The organism is Acinetobacter sp. WCHA39, assembly GCF_002165385.1.
Classification (GTDB): domain Bacteria; phylum Pseudomonadota; class Gammaproteobacteria; order Pseudomonadales; family Moraxellaceae; genus Acinetobacter.
The window spans coordinates 121774-141074 of record NZ_NHRP01000002.1; the positions used below are offsets into that span (position 1 = coordinate 121774).

A 19301-nucleotide genomic window follows, 5' to 3' on the forward strand; every position below is an offset into this window, starting at 1 on the left:
GCATGTGTCAAACTACATCCCACCTGATAGCCATAATGTTGATCTAAATTTCAATGAGATTATAGGCACGGTTGATGCGCATAATGTTGTTTTGAGTTTTGGAGATGCTGCGGAGGTAAATTTAGCGAGCATTGATGCTCTAATTGCAACTGAATTTAATGCTGAAATAAGCGCTGATAGTTTAATCCAGTTTGGTTCTATTGATGCTGTGATGAATACCAGTTTTGTTGCACATATCGGTGCACATTCTGATCTTAATTTCGTACTTGGACTTAATCATTTAAGTGGTTTTAGTTATCAAAAGGCTTTACCTGCATTAATTGAAAGTCATATCAGATATGGCAAGGCAAAATTTAAGGCGCATAACAGCGCCTTTATTTTTGAGCGTGGATTAAGTCTATTTAATGCTGTGATCACGAGTTTTGATAAAACTTTACAGCTGCAGCAATCGGTTAAATCTGTCTTTGAGGAAACAACGAGGCTCTTGAGTGACTATCAAATCGTGTGGCAAGAGAATGATAAGCGTTTTATTGCAAGAACCATGGTGTTTGAAGAGTCTAAAAAGCTACTGATCAATCGGGAGACTGACTGGGATGAAATGATTAGAAAGCGTAAGAAATTTACGTTTAGTCATGAAGTCGCAGAAGTGTTTGAAAAACGATTCATATTCAAGTACGACAAAGGCTTAGAGCTAGTTACTAATGACGCAATACCGTGGGAAGTCGCGAGAGCTGTTTATTACCGCAAATCCTCTGTAGATCCAATTGCACCGCAGCCAAAGCCTGAATATGTCGGTTCAACAGATTTAAACTTTGTTTGTTTGTGTCATGACGTTGACTCACACAATCTCATTTTAAATTTTGGTGCTGACGACTGCATACCGGGAATAGTTAATAAAAATTGGTGGTATATCGTGAATGATTTAAAAGTAACTCGCTTAGACAACGGGCAAGAAATCCAAGTCAATAACGGTGATTACCGTTGTGATCGGAGTAGTTGGTGCTGGTCTTATAACTTAACGATTCCATTCTATGAAAAGACCAAGTTAGAGCCGATCAATGGTCAGCCCGTGATTTTAAAAATCATGATAAACGGGAATGAGCATCGGATGTTGCTAGAAAATATTTCACGCTCGAGACAGTTTGCAAAAGAGGTGTATAAGCTTTCTGGCCGCAGTCCAACTGCTTTGCTTGATGCGCCATATTCACCGACTCGTTCTTTTACCCAAGAGAATGAGCGCACGTCAGTGCAATTGGTTCAAGCTGAACTTGACCGAGTAAATAGCGATATCGTGTTGAACTGGCAGCTTATTGATGCATTGGGTTGGGTATTGCCTGCAAATAGTTTGAGCTATTCAAACCTGACACCGATTGCCGCAATTAAATTGATAGCGGATGCAGCAGGTGGTTTTGTTTATAGCGAACCTGACAGCAATACTTTGACGATTAAAGCGAAGTACAAAAAAACATTTTGGGATTCGATTGCAATTGATGACTACGATCGGGTGATTCCTGAATCGGTCGTGACTGATTTATCTACTGATTACACAATGTATCCTGATTATAACGGGGTGTTCTTAACCAACGACCGTAATGGGAATACTGGGCAAATCAAGCGTGTTGGTACTGCGGGTGATGTACTGCAAGAGTCAGTCAATAGTCCTTTACTGACATCAACGTCAGCAATGCATAGTAAAGGACGTGAAGTTTTAGCCAAAGCAGGCATGGTCGAAACACATAGCTTATTGATGCCAATTACGCAAGAAATCGGTCAGTGTTTACCGAGTGAATTAACAGCTTTTAATGGAGATTGGTGGGGTATCACCGATGGTGTAAGCGGATCTTTTAGCTATGAAAAAGTGGTTCAAACGGCATCTATAGAGAGGGTGAATCGTGAGTAATGCATTATCAAGACTATTAGATTTATTGCCTAAAACGCCTGAATTTATAGCCACAGTACAAAATGCGGATCATCCAAACTATAAAGTTTTAGTCGTTGATGGTACGGGGCTTGTACTCTGTACCAGTTCAACTGTTTTTAGCGTGGGAGACCGAGTGTACATCAGTGGAAATGAAATAAAACGAAGTGCGCCCATGGGTGTTATATATCAAATCGAAGTTTAACTATTAGTCCAATGATGGATTGGACAACAAAAGACTGTCGCTTTTTAGCGACTTTTTTATTATCTGGAGAAAGTAAAAATGGCAGAGCCAGTAAGTAGCGGGGCGGGTGCAGTAGCGATCAAAATGCATGGTCTTGGGGTATTTATCGCTGTTGTGATTGCATTGGGGTATTTAGTTGTTGTGATGACGCGCATGCCGCGCTCGCGTAGCGAGTGGGTAGTGAGTCTAATAACAACAGTGATCGGTAGTATCGGGGCTGGTGGTTTCGTTATTCAGTATTTTTCTATACATGACTATGCAACCACATGGGCAGGGGTATGTGCGATCGGTGGGATTTTCTTTGCTTCGGGGTTGCCGTTTTGGGCTATTGCTCGGTGGTTCTTTAAATATGTAAATGACCGAGAGGGGAAAAACATTTTAGATGTGGCCAAAGAGGTTAAAGACTTCAAAGACAATTTTTAATAGAAACAGTCAATACCGCCGAAAGGCGGTTTTTTATTAACTGAAATTTTATGTTATAAACTAAGGCCCTATAGAAGTCTTAATTTCAATAACTTAAAAAGCTAAACACATGAAAAAAATATTATTAATTTGCCTTGTAACGATGATTGTAGGTTGTCAAAAGCAACCTGAAAAAGTAAATGAATCTGCTGAAAAATCTTTTGAGGTATCTGACAAAAAGATCGGAAAGTTCTTAGATATTCTTGATGATCCACATGCTGATAAAGCATTACAACGCAAAGTCCTTTGTTATGACTATCCGAAAATTTATGAGCATGAGTATTTGCCAGCACTTCTAAAGCTTTCTCAGGCTGAGCCTAAGGATAAGTTGATGAATGATTTTAAAATTTCTAAAGATTACTACAGTGAAAAACTAAATATCACTTGTGATTGAGGTAATTAAACGTTGATAAGACCCGCCAAGTGCGGGTTTTTTAATAACCACGAACCGACCTATTGGTTGGTTTTTTTACGTCTAGAGGAAAGTGAAATGAGTAATTATCCAGAATTGCCTTGGATTGCCGAAGCGCGCAAGCACATTGGTTTAAAAGAAAATACAAGCAAATTTAAACATTCACCAACCATTCTAAACTGGTTAAAAGCTCTAGGAGCGTGGTGGATGGATGATGAAACTCCGTGGTGTGGAACCTTTATCGCCCATTGTTTACAAACGGCTGGAGTCAAATTTCCTAAAAATTGGTTCCGTGCATTGGCTTATTTAAACGGTGGTAATAAACTCGCCAAGCCTGCTTACGGCTGTGTGGCAGTTAAAACCCGTGTCGGTGGTGGGCATGTATGCTTTGTGGTTGGTAAAGATAAAGCAACAGGCAAGCTAGTGTGCTTGGGTGGCAACCAGTCAAACATGGTTTGTTATGCTTTATATAACGAAAGCGATTTTGAAGCGTTCATGTGGTATGGGCAAGCTTCTAGTCCAGCGAAACACCGTTATCATCTACCAATTCTGAGCAATGTTAAAGCAACTGGTGTGACTGAATCTTAAATTGAATATGAAAAAGGGGAATAACATATGGCAACATTAAGTATCGCTGGTGCAGTTTCAAATATTGTTGATGCAGTAGATGTTGGTCGTGAAATCTATGAAACAACAGTGAATGCAATGGATGCAGCGGAAAAAGAGCGTGATTCAGGTGCGAATAAAAAAGCATGGGTATTGGCTTTCGTTAAATCATTCGTGACTGATTTAGGTCAAAATTGGGATCGGTGGGCGAAGGTGATTATCACGTTTATTGACTTCGCAAAGTCCGTATTTAACAGCAAGCGTTATTATTCCGCATAGCCATTATTTTTAGCTATAACTAGCTAAGTTAGCTCTTTCTTTATGTATAAGTAGCTATTATGTGCAAATGCTCACTATCAATGAAGATAATGAGCGTTTTTGCTTATCAAGCTGCACAGCGTATTTAGTGATTGCTTGCAGCGTTAATCCACTGATTCAACGCTTCGTCTAAGCTATCGAGATTATTTGCTTCTTTGTAATCTGTAAGCTTTTTCAAAGTATCTTCATTCACATAAAAAGCACGTTTCTTGAAACCTTTTTCAAGCATACGATTATGCCGTTCTTTTTGGCGTTCTGCTGCTGTGCTTGCCATTTTGAAATCTCACTGTTATATTAAAGCCACTTGCAAGTTTTACTGCTGAATAAGCAGCTTAGAAAATCAAACTTAGTTTATTTTCACTACTTGCTAAGTAATGTTTACTGCCGAATAGGCAGCTTAAAAACCCCCACTCTGGCCAGTGGGGTTTTGTTTATTAGTTAATTTTAATTCCTAGTTTACGAGCTTCCCTATGTAAAAGATCATTAATGTTGGCCCAGTCAGGGTTTTCTTCATCTAGCGCCCAATCATTATTGTCACCGCTTAAACCCTCACAAGAACCATTATCATTTTTTACAATTTCTTTTTTATAACCTTTTAAATCCTTTCTTAATTTAAGACAACATTGCAAAGATTTACCATTTTCAAATTCAATCCAAAAGAAACCAGTATCTAAATCAAAATCTGTATTTACAATTTTTAATTCATTTAGATTTTTCATATCTATATCTCACTAAGTAATGTTTAAGTTATCAAGACTTTCGATCTAGCCATCTCGTCTTGATGATTAAATAATACATTGTGAGAATCTCACAATCAAGCACTATTTATAATTATTTTTAATCTGCCGATGAACGGTAATCATCTATTTGGGGCAAGGGGTAATGACTTAATCTTTCCAGCTATCAACAATATCTGCCCAGTCTTGAAGCATCTTGCGCCTGTTTTCTAAATGCTTTGCATGATTATAAGAGGCTTTTGTTTTATTCTCGTCTGCATGTGCGAGCTGCAATTCAATCCAGTCTTCTTCGTAGCCTTTTTCATAAAGAAAGGTTGATGCTGTGGCTCTAAAGTCATGGGCTGAAACATCCCCTAAATTAATATAATCAAGCATTCTATTCAGTGTGGTGGCAGACAACATCCCCTCTTTATATATTGCTGAAAATACATAATCTTGACTTCCAGTAATTTTCTTTTGTTCAATCAGCAACTCAAGCAATTGAGTGGATATTGGTACAATGTGAATGCGATTTTTCTTAGTTGTTCTTTCTTGGGTTTTGCTTTTCGCTTTTGATTTTTTTGTAGCAATAGGGAATTTAATGGTTTTATCTTCAAAATCAATAAAAGACCATTGCATACGTCTAATTTCAATTGATCTTAACATTGAATAAAGCATTGCTAACACAGCATTTCTAACAGTTTTTGATCCTTTATATGTGTCAATCTTGGTGCGTAAAATTCGCAATTCTTGTTTTTCCAATGGCCTTGCGTGCTCAACCTCTGGGCGCTCAATAACATCCCTAACCGCGTATGTTGGGTCGTAATCAGCCCTAAGTGTGGCAATAGCATAGCGCATTACAGCGCCAATAAATTTACGGTTTTGGATCGCTGTCACTTCACCAGTGCCGTAATTATTTTGGCCTTGAACGCGCTTTAGGGTATTTTCCATGATTTTTAAAACATCATGTGAAGTCACATCTTTTACAGCTTTATTGCCAATAACTCTATACACATCACGCTCAAATGAATCTCGCATTTGTTGCTTATATTTTTCAGTTCGATCTGCAATTTTATTTTCAATATACTCCTCAGCAACTAGCTTAAAAGTATTTTTACTAGCATTCTTTTCTTCTTGCTTTTTTTCGACACGATCTTCAATTGGATTAACACCCTTGTGAAGCAGCGCCTTTGCATCGTCTCGCAATCTACGAGCTTCTGCTAAGCCCACAACAGGGTATTCGCCCAGTGTCATCATGAGCGCTTTGTCTAAATATCGAAATCTAAATCGCCAAAACTTTTTGCCAGTCGGCTTTACTTCTATACACAAACCATCAAAGTCAGTGATTCTATAAAGCTTCTCAGTGGGCTTTAGTGTGCGCAGTTTGGTGTCGTTTAGCATGTGAGTATGATTGATGATAACTTGGCGTACTCATAATCATACTCATAAAATTTAATTTTGCTAGAATTTGCTACATTTCCTTTAATTTGCTTAAAGATTGAAAATAAAAGAGTTGATAGTTAAATTAGTTTTGTTAGATTTGCTTATATTTTTTAAATGCTTCTTTTCGATCATTAGAAGCATGACTTTATAACCTTTTGAAAAATAATTGCTTTATTGAGCTGTTAATGTGATTACTCTATTCTAAAGTTATATTTCTTTAGGATTTGTTGAAGCTTAAAGGAATATGTTGAAAATAGAGAAGAATAATCATAACAAAAACAAATGATCAATGTTGAATATTTCAATTACCCGATGTTTAGCTAGATTTAATTACTTAATGAAAGAAATCATGTTTAAAAATCAGAATAAACTTCATAAATTTAAAGGTTTGAGTAAAAATATACAAAGTGAACCAAAAGTCTAAATGAATTGATTGGAATGAAGTTCAAAAGAATGATATAAAAAGCGAATTTATGCTAACTCATGATAGTGTAAATTGCACTACATTAGTTCTCTGTTATATGTTTTGCACCACTTTGGTTCGTTATGTCTATTTTGGGGACGAGCTGAGATCGGAATGTTTAAATATGGTGCATTTGTGAAAGCAAACATTATAGTGGACATAGGACATGGAGCTTAAAGCATTTTTTCTGCAAAGAATTTCAATGTTTTAGGTATGCTTTAAAATTGTTGGTATGATAATTGCTAATTATATATCAACAACTAACACGCACTTAACAAGTGCATAAAAATTTCATTGGAGCAAATGAGCATGGCGAACAAGGTCCTTCAACTCATCAAAGAAAGTGGCGCAAAATGGGTCGATTTTCGCTTTACTGATACTAAGGGTAAAGAGCAACACGTAACTTACCCAGCTGACACAATTGATGAAGATACATTTGAAGACGGTAAAATGTTTGATGGTTCTTCAATCGCTGGTTGGAAAGGCATTGAAGCTTCTGACATGATCTTACGTCCAGATGCTGAAACAGGTTTTCTTGACCCGTTCTTTGCTGAACCAACAGTTGTTGTAACTTGTGACGTAATCGAGCCTTCAACTGGTCAAGGTTACGAGCGTGACCCACGTTCGATTGCTCGTCGTGCTGAAGAATATTTAAAATCTACTGGTATCGGTGATACTGCATTCTTTGGTCCAGAACCAGAATTCTTCGTTTTTGACGAAGTTAAATGGGACATCGATATGTCTGGCGCACGCCACACATTGATCGCTGAAGAAGCTGCATGGTCTACTGGTAAAGATTACGAAGCTGGTAACTCAGGTCATCGTCCACGCGTTAAAGGTGGTTACTTCCCAGTTCCTCCAGTTGACTCTCATCAAGACATGCGTGCTGAAATGTGTGCACGTATCGAAGACATCATGGGCCCTGGTCGTGTAGAAGTACATCACCACGAAGTTGCTTCTTGCCAATTAGAAATTGGTGTGAGCTTCAACACCATGGTTCGTAAAGCGGACGAAGTTCAGCAGTTCAAATATGCAGTTTGGAACGTTGCGCACCAATATGGCAAAACAGCGACATTCATGCCTAAGCCAATGGTAGGTGATAACGGTTCTGGTATGCACGTTCATATGTCTATCTCTAAAGATGGCAAGAACTTGTTTGCTGGTGATGAATATGCTGGTTTATCTGAAATGGCATTGTTCTTCATTGGTGGTATCATCAAGCACGCTCGTGCATTGAATGCAATCACGAACCCAGGTACAAACTCTTATAAGCGTTTAGTTCCACACTACGAAGCTCCGATTATGCTTGCTTACTCAGCACGTAACCGTTCTGCTTCTATCCGTATTCCTTACGTTTCTAGCCCTAAAGGCAAGCGTATCGAAGCACGTTTTCCAGATCCATTAATGAACCCATACTTAGGTTTTGCTGCATTGTTAATGGCTGGTCTTGATGGTATCCAGAACAAGATCCATCCGGGTGAAGCTGCTGACAAGAACTTGTATGATCTTCCTCCTGAAGAAGAAGCAAAAATCCCAACAGTTGCTCATAACTTAGAAATGGCAATTGCTGCACTTGAAGCGGATCACGAGTTCTTATTAAAAGGCGGTGTATTCACTAAAGAAATGCTTGATGCATATATCGAACTTAAAACTGAAGATGTACGTCGTCTTAATACGACTACTCACCCAGTTGAATTTGATATGTACTACAGCCTGTAATACATTAGATTCTGAAAAAGCTCGCTTCGGCGAGCTTTTTTTTATGTTTTTGATTCAATTGAAAGTCATACGCTTTTTCCAAAGAAATTCATGTAAACTAGTTGCGATGTTTTTAGTGAGCCAAGCATGCGAAATTTACGACCAAACAGAATTAAGGGGCGAGAGATCCCAGCTGAATTAAAAAAATGGTTGTATGCATCTGGTTCTCTCACTCAGCAATTGACTGATTTGGGTGAGGGGGCATTTCATGTCGAGCGTCTCAACGAACAGTTTCAACGACTCACTTTTAACGATAGCCAATGGATGCAAATGCCAGCACATCATATTGCATGGGTACGTGAAACGAATCTATATGGTAATCAGGCGCAGGCTTGGGTCAAAGCAAAAAGTATTTTTCCAATTTTAAGCCTACATAAGAAAGCTCGATTATTTCGGCATATCCGTAATAAGCCAATCGGTTGGTTTTTATTTCAACGAACTAATCCAGCTTGTGAAAGAAGGGTTATTTATCTAGAAGAAGGTTGGACTAGACAAAGTTGTTATACTTGGCATGGTTGTAAATTCATCGTGCAAGAGACTTTTCTCCCAGCATTTGAGCAGTTTATTCAACAGCATTGACTCTAAGGATTCATCATGGAAACAGTGCAACATACGACTTGGCGACAACGTTTAGAAGCCTATTATTATTTATGCCGCTTTGATAAGCCAATCGGTACAGAATTGGTTTTTTGGCCGACGATGTGGGCTTTGTGGATTGCTGCAAAAGGGACACCAGATCTTAAAATATTATTGCTTATGATTTTGGGTGTTATTTTTATGCGTGCAGCAGGCTGTGCGATCAATGATTTTGCTGACCGTAAAGTTGATGCGCATGTTGAACGTACAAAAACACGCCCTTTAGCTACAGGTATAATTCGTGCTCGCGAGGCTGTTTTTGTATTTTTAGCTTTAGTTGCTGCAAGTGCTATGTTGCTATTTTTCTTGCCGATCGAAACCTTTTATTGGTCATTTGGTGCATTATTTTTAGCGTTTATTTATCCTTTTATGAAACGCTTTACCAATTTGCCACAAGTGTTTTTAGGTGCTGCTTTTTCATGGTCAATCCCGATGGCATACACTGCGGTGGGACAAACGCCAGATTTAACCTGTTGGCTTTTATATTTCGGTAATTTGGCTTGGACAGTCGCTTATGATACACAATATGCAATTACTGATCGTGAATATGATTTGAAAATTGGTGTGAAATCTACCGCAATTTTATTTGGTAATTACGATATACAGATAATTGGTTTATTACAGTTTATTAGCTTGTTATTAATTGGCTCGGCTTTGTATCTGCAACATATTTTTATACCATTTGGAATGGTTGCATTACTTGTTGTTGCAGGGGATTTTGTTTATCAGGCATATAAAACTAAAGATCGAGAACCTCAGATTTGTTTCTGGGCATTCCGTCACAATCGTTGGGTAGGAATGATAATTTTTCTGGGAATCTTTTTGGAATTAATGTCTTAAAATGACTCATTGGTTGAAAAGCGTCCTATGTAGGGTGTTTTTTGTGCATTAATAAAGCAGCATGTAGTTTCGTGCGCAAGAAACAAAGACAAAAGGATATTTTATAAAACGGTCAAAAGTTGCTTTAGCAATAACACTCTCTATTTCAGCATTATTTTTAACTGCATGTAATGATAATAATGATGATTACACTGGAGTAGATTCGAGTAAAACCCCTTTGTATGAAAGCAATTATGCGATTGATGCGGTTAATACTGCTGCTTCGATTAAAGTAATGACCTGTAAAATTGCAAATGTTCAAGATCGAACAGCAACTGCACCAGCGATGGTATTGTTCCCTAAAGTTATTAAACCTACAGATGGTTGTCATGTAGTTGTATGGGAATATGGAACTGTTGGGGCGATGGTTGCTAATCAAATGTCTCCAAATGACCCAATGGCACTTGCGGTACCAACAATCGATCAAATTGCAGATGGTTACGCTGAATTATTAGCGTATGCAGCTTTGGCTAGTGCAGGAATTAAGGTATAGCAGCCAAACTATGATTATAAACAAATCTTTACGTCTGGTGCGGCTGATATCGCAGATTTAGCATATGGTCGTACTGCGATGTTGGTACCTGCTTGAGTTATCCAGCTCCAGATAGTGCTAATGACTTACAGGGGAAACTTAAAGCGGGAATTTTGGCTTTCATAGCATACCCTACACATCAAATCACACAGTTTGGTATTGATCTAACTAAATTTAAAGAAGATGTTGTGGTGCAAAATTTCTTAGCGGCGACTCAGCCTGCAACCAATGCGACTAAAGAAAAAGTAATTAAGACATCTGTCTTACTTATTCAGAGAGAAAAAGATCAAGCACTATTGCCAGCAGTTACGCAACTGTTAGTTAAGAATATGAAAGAGAATGCTTTAAAATTCTTTCCATAAGCAGCTTATGATGAAAATTATTTATTAGATATCGTACCAAATGCAACGCATACGCAGGCGATCATTTGTAGAAACGCAAAAGCAAGTGGAGTTTATTCAAAAATATATGTTAGCAGGTTCGAGTATTGTGCTGACTGATGCTCAAAAAGATACGAGTCAAAACGCTCAGTGTGCAGGTAAGTTTTAAGCTTTTATTTAGATCATAACTTTCAAAAAAGAGTCTCTTCATAGAGGCTCTTTTTTGTTATATTGTTACATTAAGATGAGTTGTGTTATTGGAATCTGGATCATTTATGAGTCAACAATCTACTGAAAAGAAGTCAGTACCTTGGTTATTAATGGGTTTGGGCTTGCTCATCCCGATCTTTATTATAGGAATGGCTTTCCTAGCTGCAAAAAGTGATGCGGAAACCAAGAAAAAATACGATCAACAACATGCAGAAATTGCAAAGAAATTTGAAAAACAGAAAAATGCTGAATCAGCAATTCAGTCTGAATAATCCTTAATTAGAAAATTTGATTTATCGAATGTCCATCTGTAATTGTTTTACAGATGGAATTTGTGTGTAGCGATGCACTTTGTACCCTGCCTCTAAAAGCATTTGATCGCGTTTTTTGTCTTCTAATTCTTTTCCAATATGACTTGGATCATCAAGTTCGATGATTGCCAATACATTCATTTCTTGGTCTAAAATCACGAAATCGGCCACTTTGCGATTGAATTTATTACGAATTTTATAATGATCGCTGGTAATTAAAGCACTGAAGGCGACTTGTGTCAGGATGTGATTGTTAGGGAATGCCTGTTGTAGCTTCGTGAACATCTTTGATTCAAATGTGGTAATAACAGGTCGAGCAAAAAACTTCTGCTGGGGTAGAAAAGAACGTAGGCAACTAATTAAAAGTAATACTGTGCTAATCAAGCCAATAAGCAAGAAGATAATCTGATTAGATGCAAACATATTTATTATCAATACATGAATAAAAAACCCACTCAATAAGAGTGGGTTTTTAGAATCTTGGCTCTCCCACCTGGGCTCGAACCAGGGACCTGCGGATTAACAGTCCGTCGCTCTACCGACTGAGCTATGGGAGAATCTAGATAGGCATTCTATGCATGAATAGGGGTGTGGTCAAGAGCTGAATACTAAAAAAATTAAATATTGATTTGATTGTACTTTTTATCAGCATTTTTATAAATTTAATGGATAGGATACTTTGTTTTTATTAGGAGCTAGGGTGAATTTCGATCAATAAAAAAACCCATATCATATTGGATATAGGCTTCTTTGAATTTGGCTCTCCCACCTGGGCTCGAACCAGGGACCTGCGGATTAACAGTCCGTCGCTCTACCGACTGAGCTATGGGAGAATCTGAATGCCATTATAGGCAGCTTTTAAAATCGGTCAAGCTAAAAGTGTCATGTTTCTTTCATTTTTTCACTGTATGCTTTTTATTTGCACAATTAGGGCGAAATCGGAAAAATAACTTGAACTTTGATCAGGCTATTGTTAGATTCGAAACAGTAAAGTGTTTAGATTTTTATCTAGACAGTGTGGATTTAACCCAACTTGCCAGCACTAAAATGGCTAAATCGGAGGTCAAAATGACTATTCTTAGTATTCAATCTATTTTTTCAAATTTATCTTTTTATCAAGATCATTATCTTGAAATCATTGAAGATCCTCAGCAGTATTACACATCAGTTGAAAACTGCTTTTTGAATACATTTCCATTTAAGCAACAAGCTTTATTTCTAGGCGATTTATTGCAACTTTGGTTTGGTGATAAATGGAAAATTCAAAACGCTAAAAATTTATTGACGCAGAAAAATGTATTAACGGTGAATGAGCATTTTCCTTTGTACTTGTTTCAGCTTGGTGGTGAGCTTATTTTGGGTGCAAATACAGCATTAGCTTGGTCAGTTGCAGAAAATAAAATTGTAGCTGTACAAGTGAAGAGTATTTGGCAATATGCTGTTTTCAGTCACTTATGCTCACGACCAAAAAACTATCATGAAAATAAAGCGATTGCATGAAGTCATAGTAAGCATAAATCTACAGCATAAAATTAAAGGGCGTATATGTATGTCACTGTATAATTTTTAATATTATCGCCCTTATTTTCGTATCAATCTAAATCAAGCTGATGTGTATGAAGTAAAAGAAGTAGATTATTTTTTGAAATATCTTATGAATATAAAATTATGTTGCAGAAATTATTAAATTCAATATTTTTTTATTTTCTTCTAAAATTAATTGATAACAATTTTGAATAAAAGGTAAATTTATAATGAAAGGGCAATGTGTTTGTGGTGAAACCACATTTGAAGTTGAATTAAGCAATCATGATGTACATGCTTGTCATTGCTCGATTTGTCGTCGACAGACCAGTGGTGTGATTATGACGATTGATGTGAAACAGGGCAGCTTAAAATTTTTAAAACAAGACCATCTTTCTGTCTATAATTCATCGGCTTGGGGCGAGCGAGGGTTCTGTAATTCTTGTGGCACAAATTTATTTTGGCGGACTAAAGATCAGAATTATTGCAATATTAATGCTTTTGCATTGAATGAGTCGCCTCAAGATTTGAATTTTGATTTGGAAATCTATATTGATAGTAAGCCTGAGTTTTACGCATTTCAAAATGCAACGAAGAAGATGACTGAAGCCGATGTAGTTGCTTTATTTAATGCAGAAGCAAAAGAATAAATTTTTAGTTGATTCATAAAGACAAAAAAAGAAGCTTCATTGAGAAGCTTCTTTTTTTATCGCAACTCAGATTATTGAGCGGCTTTTTCTGCTGCAATCGAAGCAATTGCGGCATCAACACCATCAATTGAGTCTGCTGCTTTTTTAATACGCGCTAAAGCATCAACTAATACATCATCAGCAGTTGCATAAGAAATACGCATAAAACCACCTAAACCAAAAGCATCACCGGGTACAACAGCTACACCAGTTTCTTCAAGCAACCATTCAGAGAATTCTGTGCAAGATTTTAAACCTTTGGCACGAATTAATGGACGGATATTGGCATAGGCATAGAATGCGCCATCAGCAGGCAGGCAAGAAATACCGTTGATTTCATTTAAGCCATTTACCACAAGGTCATGACGGCGTTTAAACGCTTCAATCATTGGTTTTAATACATCTTGCGGGCCGTTCAATGCCGCTTCAGCCGCAACTTGAGAAATTGAAGTTGGGTTAGATGTCGATTGAGATTGAATATTTTTCATCGCACCAATGAGTTTTGCTGGACCAGCAGCGTAACCAATACGCCAACCTGTCATTGCATACGCTTTTGATACGCCGTTAAGAACAATTGTACGATCATATAAGTCAGGTGCAATTGTTGCGATGTTATAGAACTCATCTTCCCAACGAATTGGTTCGTACATGTCATCAGAAGCAATTAATACTTGTGGATGACGACGAAGTACCTCAGCCAAAGCTTCTAATTCAGCTTTGGTATAAATCATACCTGTTGGATTAGACGGGCTGTTTAATACAAGTAAACGTGTATTTGGTGTAATCGCAGCTTCCAATTGTTCTGGTGTGATTTTGAAGCGTTGTTCTTCACCACATTTCACAATAACAGGCGTACCTTCAGCAATAATTACCATGTCTGGATAGCTTACCCAGAATGGCGCAGGAATGATTACTTCATCACCTTTGTTTAACAAAGCAAGTGCCAAGTTAAAGAAACTTTGTTTACCACCACAAGATACTAAAATCTGATTAGGTTGGTAGTCTAAGTTATTATCACGTTTTAATTTTGCGATAATTGCTTTTTTTAAACTCGGAGTACCGTCTACAGCTGTATATTTTGTAAAGCCTTTATTAATCGCTTCAATAGCAGCATCTTTGATATGTTGAGGTGTATCAAAGTCTGGTTCGCCTGCACCTAAACCAATTACGTTTTTACCAGCAGCTTTAAGCTCAGCGGCTTTGTTGGTTACTGCAAGTGTAGGGGACGGTTTGATGGCATTGACACGATCAGAGAGACGTACGTCCACGGCATTATTCCTTCTTATGGGATTAGAAAATAAAAAAGCAGCTCATTTTAGCTTAAATCGGTTTATTTGTGGCTGAAACTTACCTTTATTGAATAAAAAGTTACTAAATTATAGGTTTAGATCGTACAGTACTTTTTACATATTTTAATTTTAGCAAAATAATAAAAATCTATTACAATGGGCGCTAGAAATTTAAATTTCGAGAGAATTTCAATGACTGCGCAACAACCTAAAGCCAAGAAAGCTTTAGTCAAATTACCTTTCCCTATGCCATCTACTCAGGATAACTCTGAGGATGCTACGCATAATCAGGTGCGACCAAAACCTGAGCAATATGCAGATCGTACTTGGATGCCACCGCGTGGTACACGTCGTTCGATGGGGAAACGATAATTTTTGATGGAGGATACTTTCCCAGTAGCTTCCTAAAAGATGAGTCGATAAAAAAGCCAATGAGATGTTTATATAAACGTATCATTGGCTTTTTTTATTTGATTAATTTTTATTTATTACCAATCTTAAATGCTGCTAAAAATGCGGTTGGTTTATTGGCATCAAACACAACTCCATCTAAACGACTGGTTTGTGGTGGTTTTATGAATGTTGCTGTTGCAAGGTTTGGAAATTGTTCTTTTTTCATTTTGCCTTCAGCGATTAAACTATTTGCAGCCTTTGTGTAGATGTCTGGGCGATAGGCTTTTTGAGCGGTTTCAAGGTACCAATTATTCGGTTTAGTCTCCGCAATTTGTCCCCAGCGACGCATTTGAGTTAACCACCAGATTGCATCTGAATAGTAAGGAATACCATATTGTCCTGTAAAGAAAGTATTAAATGATTTTAACGGGCGAATATCACCTTTTTCATATTCAAAAACACCCGTCAAGCTATTGGTAATAATATCTTCATCGACACCAATATAATTTGTTTGAGCGATGAGTTTAGCTGCTTCTTTACGATGTGCATAATCATTTTCATCTAACCAGCTTGATGCACGAATGAGTGCTTTTACAACTTTTACTGTGGTATTTGGATTTTGTTCTGCAAACGATGTGGTAATTCCAAATACTTTATCAGCACCATTATCCCATAACACATCAGATGTAATGACGGGAACACCAAAGCCTTTTTTCACTGCTTTTTGATTCCAAGGTTCACCGACTGAGTATCCTAAGGTTGTTCCTGTTACCATTTTTGCCATCATTTCTGGTGGAGGTACAACGGAAAGGGTTACGTCGGCACCGATATTGCCACTCAAATCATTTTTATTTGGATCATACATACCTGGGTTGATACCACCAGCAGCTAACCAATAGCGCAACATATAATTATGTGTGCCTGTTGGAAAAGTTATGCCTAAATTAAAAGGCTTATGCTTTTGTTTGTATTGATCCACAATCGGTTTAAGTGCTGATGCACTAATCGGATGCTGCGGTTTACCGTCTTCTAGTGGAATGTTATTTTTCATTTCCGACCATATCTCATTTGAAACGGTGATCCCTGCACCATTGTAAGACATGGTAAATGGCGTGATAATTTCTGTACCACTTGGTTTTTCCGTTATGGACGCAAGTGGCATTGCGGCAAGCATTTGCGCACCGTCTAATTCACCTTTTTGTACACGTGTATATAACAGCTTCCAGTTGGGTTGTACTTCGAGTTGGACTGATAGCCCTTCGTCTTTAAAAAAACCTTTCTCAACAGCAACGGCTAAAGGTGCCATATCTGTTAATTTAACAAAACCAATTTTTAGCGCCGTTTTTTCTGTGGTTGATTCAGCTGCATTACTATCAGGGGATGGCTGGCAGCCAGTGACGAATAAAATAAGGCTCGCCATATAAGATATGATGAATGCCTTATTAAAAAATACTTTTCTCATGTAATTCCCCGTCAGTAATAAACATCAATAGATAAAAAGCAAAAAACATGCCATTATTTTAATTTTTATGTAAGTCATTGATATTGCTTTGATTTTATACATTTGTATGGATTTTAGTGTTTGCGAATTTTGTGATGATTTTTTATTAATTTTTTATTAAATATCATTATCTTATAATTTATTTTTTGTGGATTTTGGATGTTGTAACCAAATTGTAATTATGGGAAGAATCAAGTTTTATGCTTGAAAGATAAAACCTGATTCATCATCGAGTGAGTTAATGTTTTTTTAAGGTGCGATGAACAGGATGCTTAATAATACTTTTGCCCTGCCATAAAGCAATAAAGTCTTGCTCATCGAAATCATAGAGCTCCATTAATGCAATAATTGCACTAACAAAGATCATTGGACCTTCAGAATTATCATGAAAATCAAATATTTTGCCATTCAATTTGGCTAATATATCGTTAATTTCATATTCACGGCCTCTTCCATAGCGATCACGCGGATAAAGTTCTTCATTAAGTACAATTAACGCGATGGCTTTTTCTGACGGGCTTAGTTTTGTTTGTTCTAAAGCTTCCTCAAAAGATTCATATCCATGATTAAAATAAAAAATGACTTCATCGCAAATGAAACTATGAACCATTTGCGCAGTTAGATCTGGAAATTGCGAAACAGCATCATCCTCGATGTAAGGTCGAAAAGATTCTGGAAAAATCACATTCGAATGAATTCCTTTGAATAAAGGTGCAATCTCAGAGACTTTATATCCTGCGATACCACAGCCCAATGCAGTTAAAAAATATTTCACTTTGGGATGATTTTTAGCATAAATTTTAAAATCATCGACATAGTGCTCAATTTGAGAAAGTGGCATTTGTTGGATATGTTCATTTAATGTTGGAATAGCAAAACTTTGCCCAGCCCAACCTCGTCCGACACCGTTAACTGCTGCGAAATGTTGTGCCGCGACACGTGCGGCGCCACTATCATGTATTCCAGCTAGATTACTACCAAAAACAAATACTGTATCTTCAGGAAGTTCAGTGACAATAGTTTCATCGTGATATTGATAAGACATATTTTTTATCATTCAAATGTATATTGATCCCATGTTGCAGCCGATTGAATAAGGGGTCAATAGTGCTTTAGATTTTTTTTTATCGTTATTTCTAGATGCTGCTTTTATTCTTCTTGATGGTGCAAGCGATTTTATTGCAGATGTAACTTAAAAGGATAGAGAACATTGAAACAAGTTTTAGCTATGAGTTTGTAAATTAGAGCATTAAATCAAAATAGATCTGATTTCGACCATTGGTTTTTGCTTGATAGAGTAAATCATCTGCACGTTGTAATGCGTATTCAATATCATGCACATTATGAATATGGGTTAGACCATAACTTGCTGTCATTTTAATTTGATAATTGGTAAAAGTTGTCTGTTCTAGCAATGTCTTATAATGTTCGATTCGCATCAGGGCGGCAGCAGCGTCCTCTGCGATGAATAAACAAATAAACTCTTCACCACCAAAACGAGCGATAAGATCTTCGGCTTGTTTATCTTTCAGCATCATTTGGCTAACACCATATAAAATCTGGTCGCCAATATAATGTCCCCAAGTATCATTAATGCTTTTAAAATGATCCAGATCTAGACTCACGAGAAAGTATGATTGTGAGGTAAATGACAAGGATGCAGTTTTTTCAAAAAAACCACGACGATTGAGCAGATGGGTCAAAGGATCATGTAAGCGATCGTTATTGAGGTGATAAACGACATCTTTAATTGCGCAGCCACTTAATACAATGGCAAACAGGATATTTAAAATAATATTGATAGACATCCCTAATAACCACCAATTAGAGGAGGTTAATGCAATGTGATTGTGATCAATATTATCTAAAAAAAAGAAATTTATTGTGGCTCTAACAAATGAGTAGAGAACGTTAATAAAATAGAAAATGAACACCCAACGATCGAAAGAGCGGCTGTTAGAGAGTTGACGGAATAAATCAGGAAAAACCAATACGCCAATACTTCCTAAAGCAATATTGAGAATCACTAGGCGCAGCCATATTTGTGGCGCTATATAGGAATAATAGGTCAGGGCGAGCAGGGCAGAGAAAAAAATTAAAAAAGCAATTCTATGCTGAAAGGTGGTGTTTAGTTTTAAACTAATTGCATAAGCACCAATCCAACTGCCTAATAAATATAAAACGGATGTAAATGGTGCAGCTAAGGTAAGTTGAGGATTTGACATTAAACATTGAGCAAACAATGCAATAGAGGGAATGGTATATGCCAATCCAATCCATAATAAAAAAATATCAGCCTTAAAAAAAAGACGGCAGCAAGTAAATGCCAAACCAATAAAAAACAGGCAACTGGGGACAATTAATATAAAATATTGCACATTGAGTGAATTCACAGCAATTTTTCTAAATTCTTGATATTTTTGAAAGGTGTAGATTAATGTGCTTTTATATATGAATTCAACACACTTAATCAAAAATATCAAAATAATTGAGTAAAAACTCTAGCTTACTCATATTTTTTTATTCATTGGTAAATAATTTGTATGCATTTACGATTGGCATAATATTTTATAGTGAAATACATAAAAGTGATTGTAAATTGAGTCAATTGCCTCCA

20 protein-coding genes, 2 tRNA genes and 2 pseudogenes are annotated in these 19301 nt (G+C 37.0%); 14 read left to right on the forward strand and 10 right to left on the reverse strand.

Translation table 11 applies throughout. From position 1 onward, the window contains the following. The first annotated feature begins 4 nt into the window (after positions 1-4). From CDG56_RS01560 to CDG56_RS01585, 6 genes and pseudogenes are all read left to right on the forward strand, one after another. Positions 5-1900, forward strand: a complete 1896-nt coding sequence (locus tag CDG56_RS01560) for a hypothetical protein (protein WP_087546731.1) — start codon at positions 5-7, stop codon at positions 1898-1900. Beyond that, a complete protein-coding gene (locus CDG56_RS01565) occupies positions 1893-2123 on the forward strand; it encodes a hypothetical protein (RefSeq protein WP_087546732.1) in 231 nt (76 codons plus the stop codon). Before CDG56_RS01560 ends, CDG56_RS01565 begins: the two co-directional genes overlap by 8 nt. Before the next feature lie 78 nt (positions 2124-2201). Further along, positions 2202-2585 carry a hypothetical protein gene (locus tag CDG56_RS01570; protein WP_087546733.1) on the forward strand — a complete coding sequence of 128 codons (384 nt, stop codon included), beginning with the start codon at positions 2202-2204 and terminating at the stop codon, positions 2583-2585. Positions 2586-2694: 109 nt separating this feature from the next. Beyond that, positions 2695-3018, forward strand: coding sequence for a hypothetical protein (locus CDG56_RS01575; protein WP_087546734.1), 324 nt, complete (start codon positions 2695-2697; stop codon positions 3016-3018). A 111-nt stretch (positions 3019-3129) separates the two neighbouring features. Continuing rightward, a pseudogene (locus tag CDG56_RS01580) lies at positions 3130-3624 on the forward strand (TIGR02594 family protein); the annotation flags it as partial. 27 nt (positions 3625-3651) lie between these two features. After that, a complete protein-coding gene (locus tag CDG56_RS01585; RefSeq protein WP_087546736.1) occupies positions 3652-3921 on the forward strand; it encodes a hypothetical protein in 270 nt (89 codons plus the stop codon). Positions 3922-4045: 124 nt separating this feature from the next. On the opposite strand, the gene CDG56_RS01590 is transcribed toward CDG56_RS01585, so the two are convergent. The 3 genes from CDG56_RS01590 to CDG56_RS01600 form a co-directional block, all read right to left on the reverse strand. Continuing rightward, the gene (locus CDG56_RS01590; protein ID WP_087546737.1) at positions 4046-4234 is read right to left on the reverse strand and encodes a hypothetical protein; all 189 of its coding nucleotides are present in this window, start codon (positions 4232-4234) and stop codon (positions 4046-4048) included. Positions 4235-4394: 160 nt separating this feature from the next. Then, positions 4395-4679 (reverse strand): hypothetical protein, encoded by a 285-nt coding sequence (locus tag CDG56_RS01595; protein WP_087546738.1) that lies wholly within the window; start codon positions 4677-4679, stop codon positions 4395-4397. Positions 4680-4847: 168 nt separating this feature from the next. Further along, entirely contained in the window at positions 4848-6077 is a 1230-nt protein-coding gene (locus tag CDG56_RS01600; protein WP_087546739.1) for a tyrosine-type recombinase/integrase, read from the reverse strand. Between the two features lie 808 nt (positions 6078-6885). Here CDG56_RS01600 and glnA point away from each other — a divergent pair. The 5 genes and pseudogenes from glnA to CDG56_RS01625 all read left to right on the forward strand — a co-directional run bounded on the left by glnA (position 6886) and on the right by CDG56_RS01625 (position 11249). Beyond that, positions 6886-8301: a type I glutamate--ammonia ligase gene (gene glnA / locus CDG56_RS01605; RefSeq protein WP_171062418.1), complete on the forward strand. Its 1416-nt coding sequence runs from the start codon at positions 6886-6888 to the stop codon at positions 8299-8301. Positions 8302-8427: 126 nt separating this feature from the next. Further along, positions 8428-8919, forward strand: coding sequence for a chorismate--pyruvate lyase family protein (locus tag CDG56_RS01610; RefSeq protein ID WP_004663105.1), 492 nt, complete (start codon positions 8428-8430; stop codon positions 8917-8919). 15 nt (positions 8920-8934) lie between these two features. Further along, a complete protein-coding gene (ubiA, locus tag CDG56_RS01615; protein ID WP_087546740.1) occupies positions 8935-9816 on the forward strand; it encodes a 4-hydroxybenzoate octaprenyltransferase in 882 nt (293 codons plus the stop codon). Between the two features lie 103 nt (positions 9817-9919). Further along, positions 9920-10936 (forward strand): annotated as a pseudogene (locus tag CDG56_RS01620) (hypothetical protein). A 106-nt stretch (positions 10937-11042) separates the two neighbouring features. Beyond that, a complete protein-coding gene (locus tag CDG56_RS01625) occupies positions 11043-11249 on the forward strand; it encodes a hypothetical protein (protein WP_005157673.1) in 207 nt (68 codons plus the stop codon). A 21-nt stretch (positions 11250-11270) separates the two neighbouring features. On the opposite strand, the gene CDG56_RS01630 is transcribed toward CDG56_RS01625, so the two are convergent. The 3 genes from CDG56_RS01630 to CDG56_RS01640 all read right to left on the reverse strand — a co-directional run bounded on the left by CDG56_RS01630 (position 11271) and on the right by CDG56_RS01640 (position 12121). Next, entirely contained in the window at positions 11271-11711 is a 441-nt protein-coding gene (locus CDG56_RS01630; RefSeq protein ID WP_087546741.1) for a DUF2726 domain-containing protein, read from the reverse strand. Between the two features lie 58 nt (positions 11712-11769). Beyond that, a tRNA-Asn gene (locus CDG56_RS01635) sits at positions 11770-11845 on the reverse strand. Positions 11846-12045: 200 nt separating this feature from the next. Beyond that, a tRNA-Asn gene (locus CDG56_RS01640) sits at positions 12046-12121 on the reverse strand. A 235-nt stretch (positions 12122-12356) separates the two neighbouring features. Between CDG56_RS01640 and CDG56_RS01645 the strand changes: the two genes are divergently transcribed. After that, positions 12357-12788: a hypothetical protein gene (locus CDG56_RS01645; RefSeq protein ID WP_087536283.1), complete on the forward strand. Its 432-nt coding sequence runs from the start codon at positions 12357-12359 to the stop codon at positions 12786-12788. A 254-nt stretch (positions 12789-13042) separates the two neighbouring features. After that, a complete protein-coding gene (locus tag CDG56_RS01650; protein WP_087546742.1) occupies positions 13043-13462 on the forward strand; it encodes a GFA family protein in 420 nt (139 codons plus the stop codon). Positions 13463-13533: 71 nt separating this feature from the next. On the opposite strand, the gene CDG56_RS01655 is transcribed toward CDG56_RS01650, so the two are convergent. Further along, a complete protein-coding gene (locus CDG56_RS01655; protein WP_005157664.1) occupies positions 13534-14769 on the reverse strand; it encodes a pyridoxal phosphate-dependent aminotransferase in 1236 nt (411 codons plus the stop codon). A gap of 213 nt (positions 14770-14982) precedes the next feature. Here CDG56_RS01655 and CDG56_RS01660 point away from each other — a divergent pair, with 213 nt between their 5' ends. Next, positions 14983-15162, forward strand: a complete 180-nt coding sequence (locus CDG56_RS01660) for a hypothetical protein (RefSeq protein ID WP_005157661.1) — start codon at positions 14983-14985, stop codon at positions 15160-15162. A gap of 109 nt (positions 15163-15271) precedes the next feature. On the opposite strand, the gene CDG56_RS01665 is transcribed toward CDG56_RS01660, so the two are convergent. The 3 genes from CDG56_RS01665 to CDG56_RS01675 form a co-directional block, all read right to left on the reverse strand. Beyond that, on the reverse strand, positions 15272-16645 hold the full coding sequence (locus CDG56_RS01665; RefSeq protein WP_227519037.1) for a CmpA/NrtA family ABC transporter substrate-binding protein: 1374 nt from the start codon (positions 16643-16645) through the stop codon (positions 15272-15274). Positions 16646-16922: 277 nt separating this feature from the next. Next, entirely contained in the window at positions 16923-17729 is an 807-nt protein-coding gene (locus CDG56_RS01670) for a hypothetical protein (protein WP_087546744.1), read from the reverse strand. 196 nt (positions 17730-17925) lie between these two features. After that, positions 17926-19077, reverse strand: a complete 1152-nt coding sequence (locus CDG56_RS01675; RefSeq protein ID WP_087546775.1) for a sensor domain-containing diguanylate cyclase — start codon at positions 19075-19077, stop codon at positions 17926-17928. Positions 19078-19301: the final 224 nt, after the last annotated feature.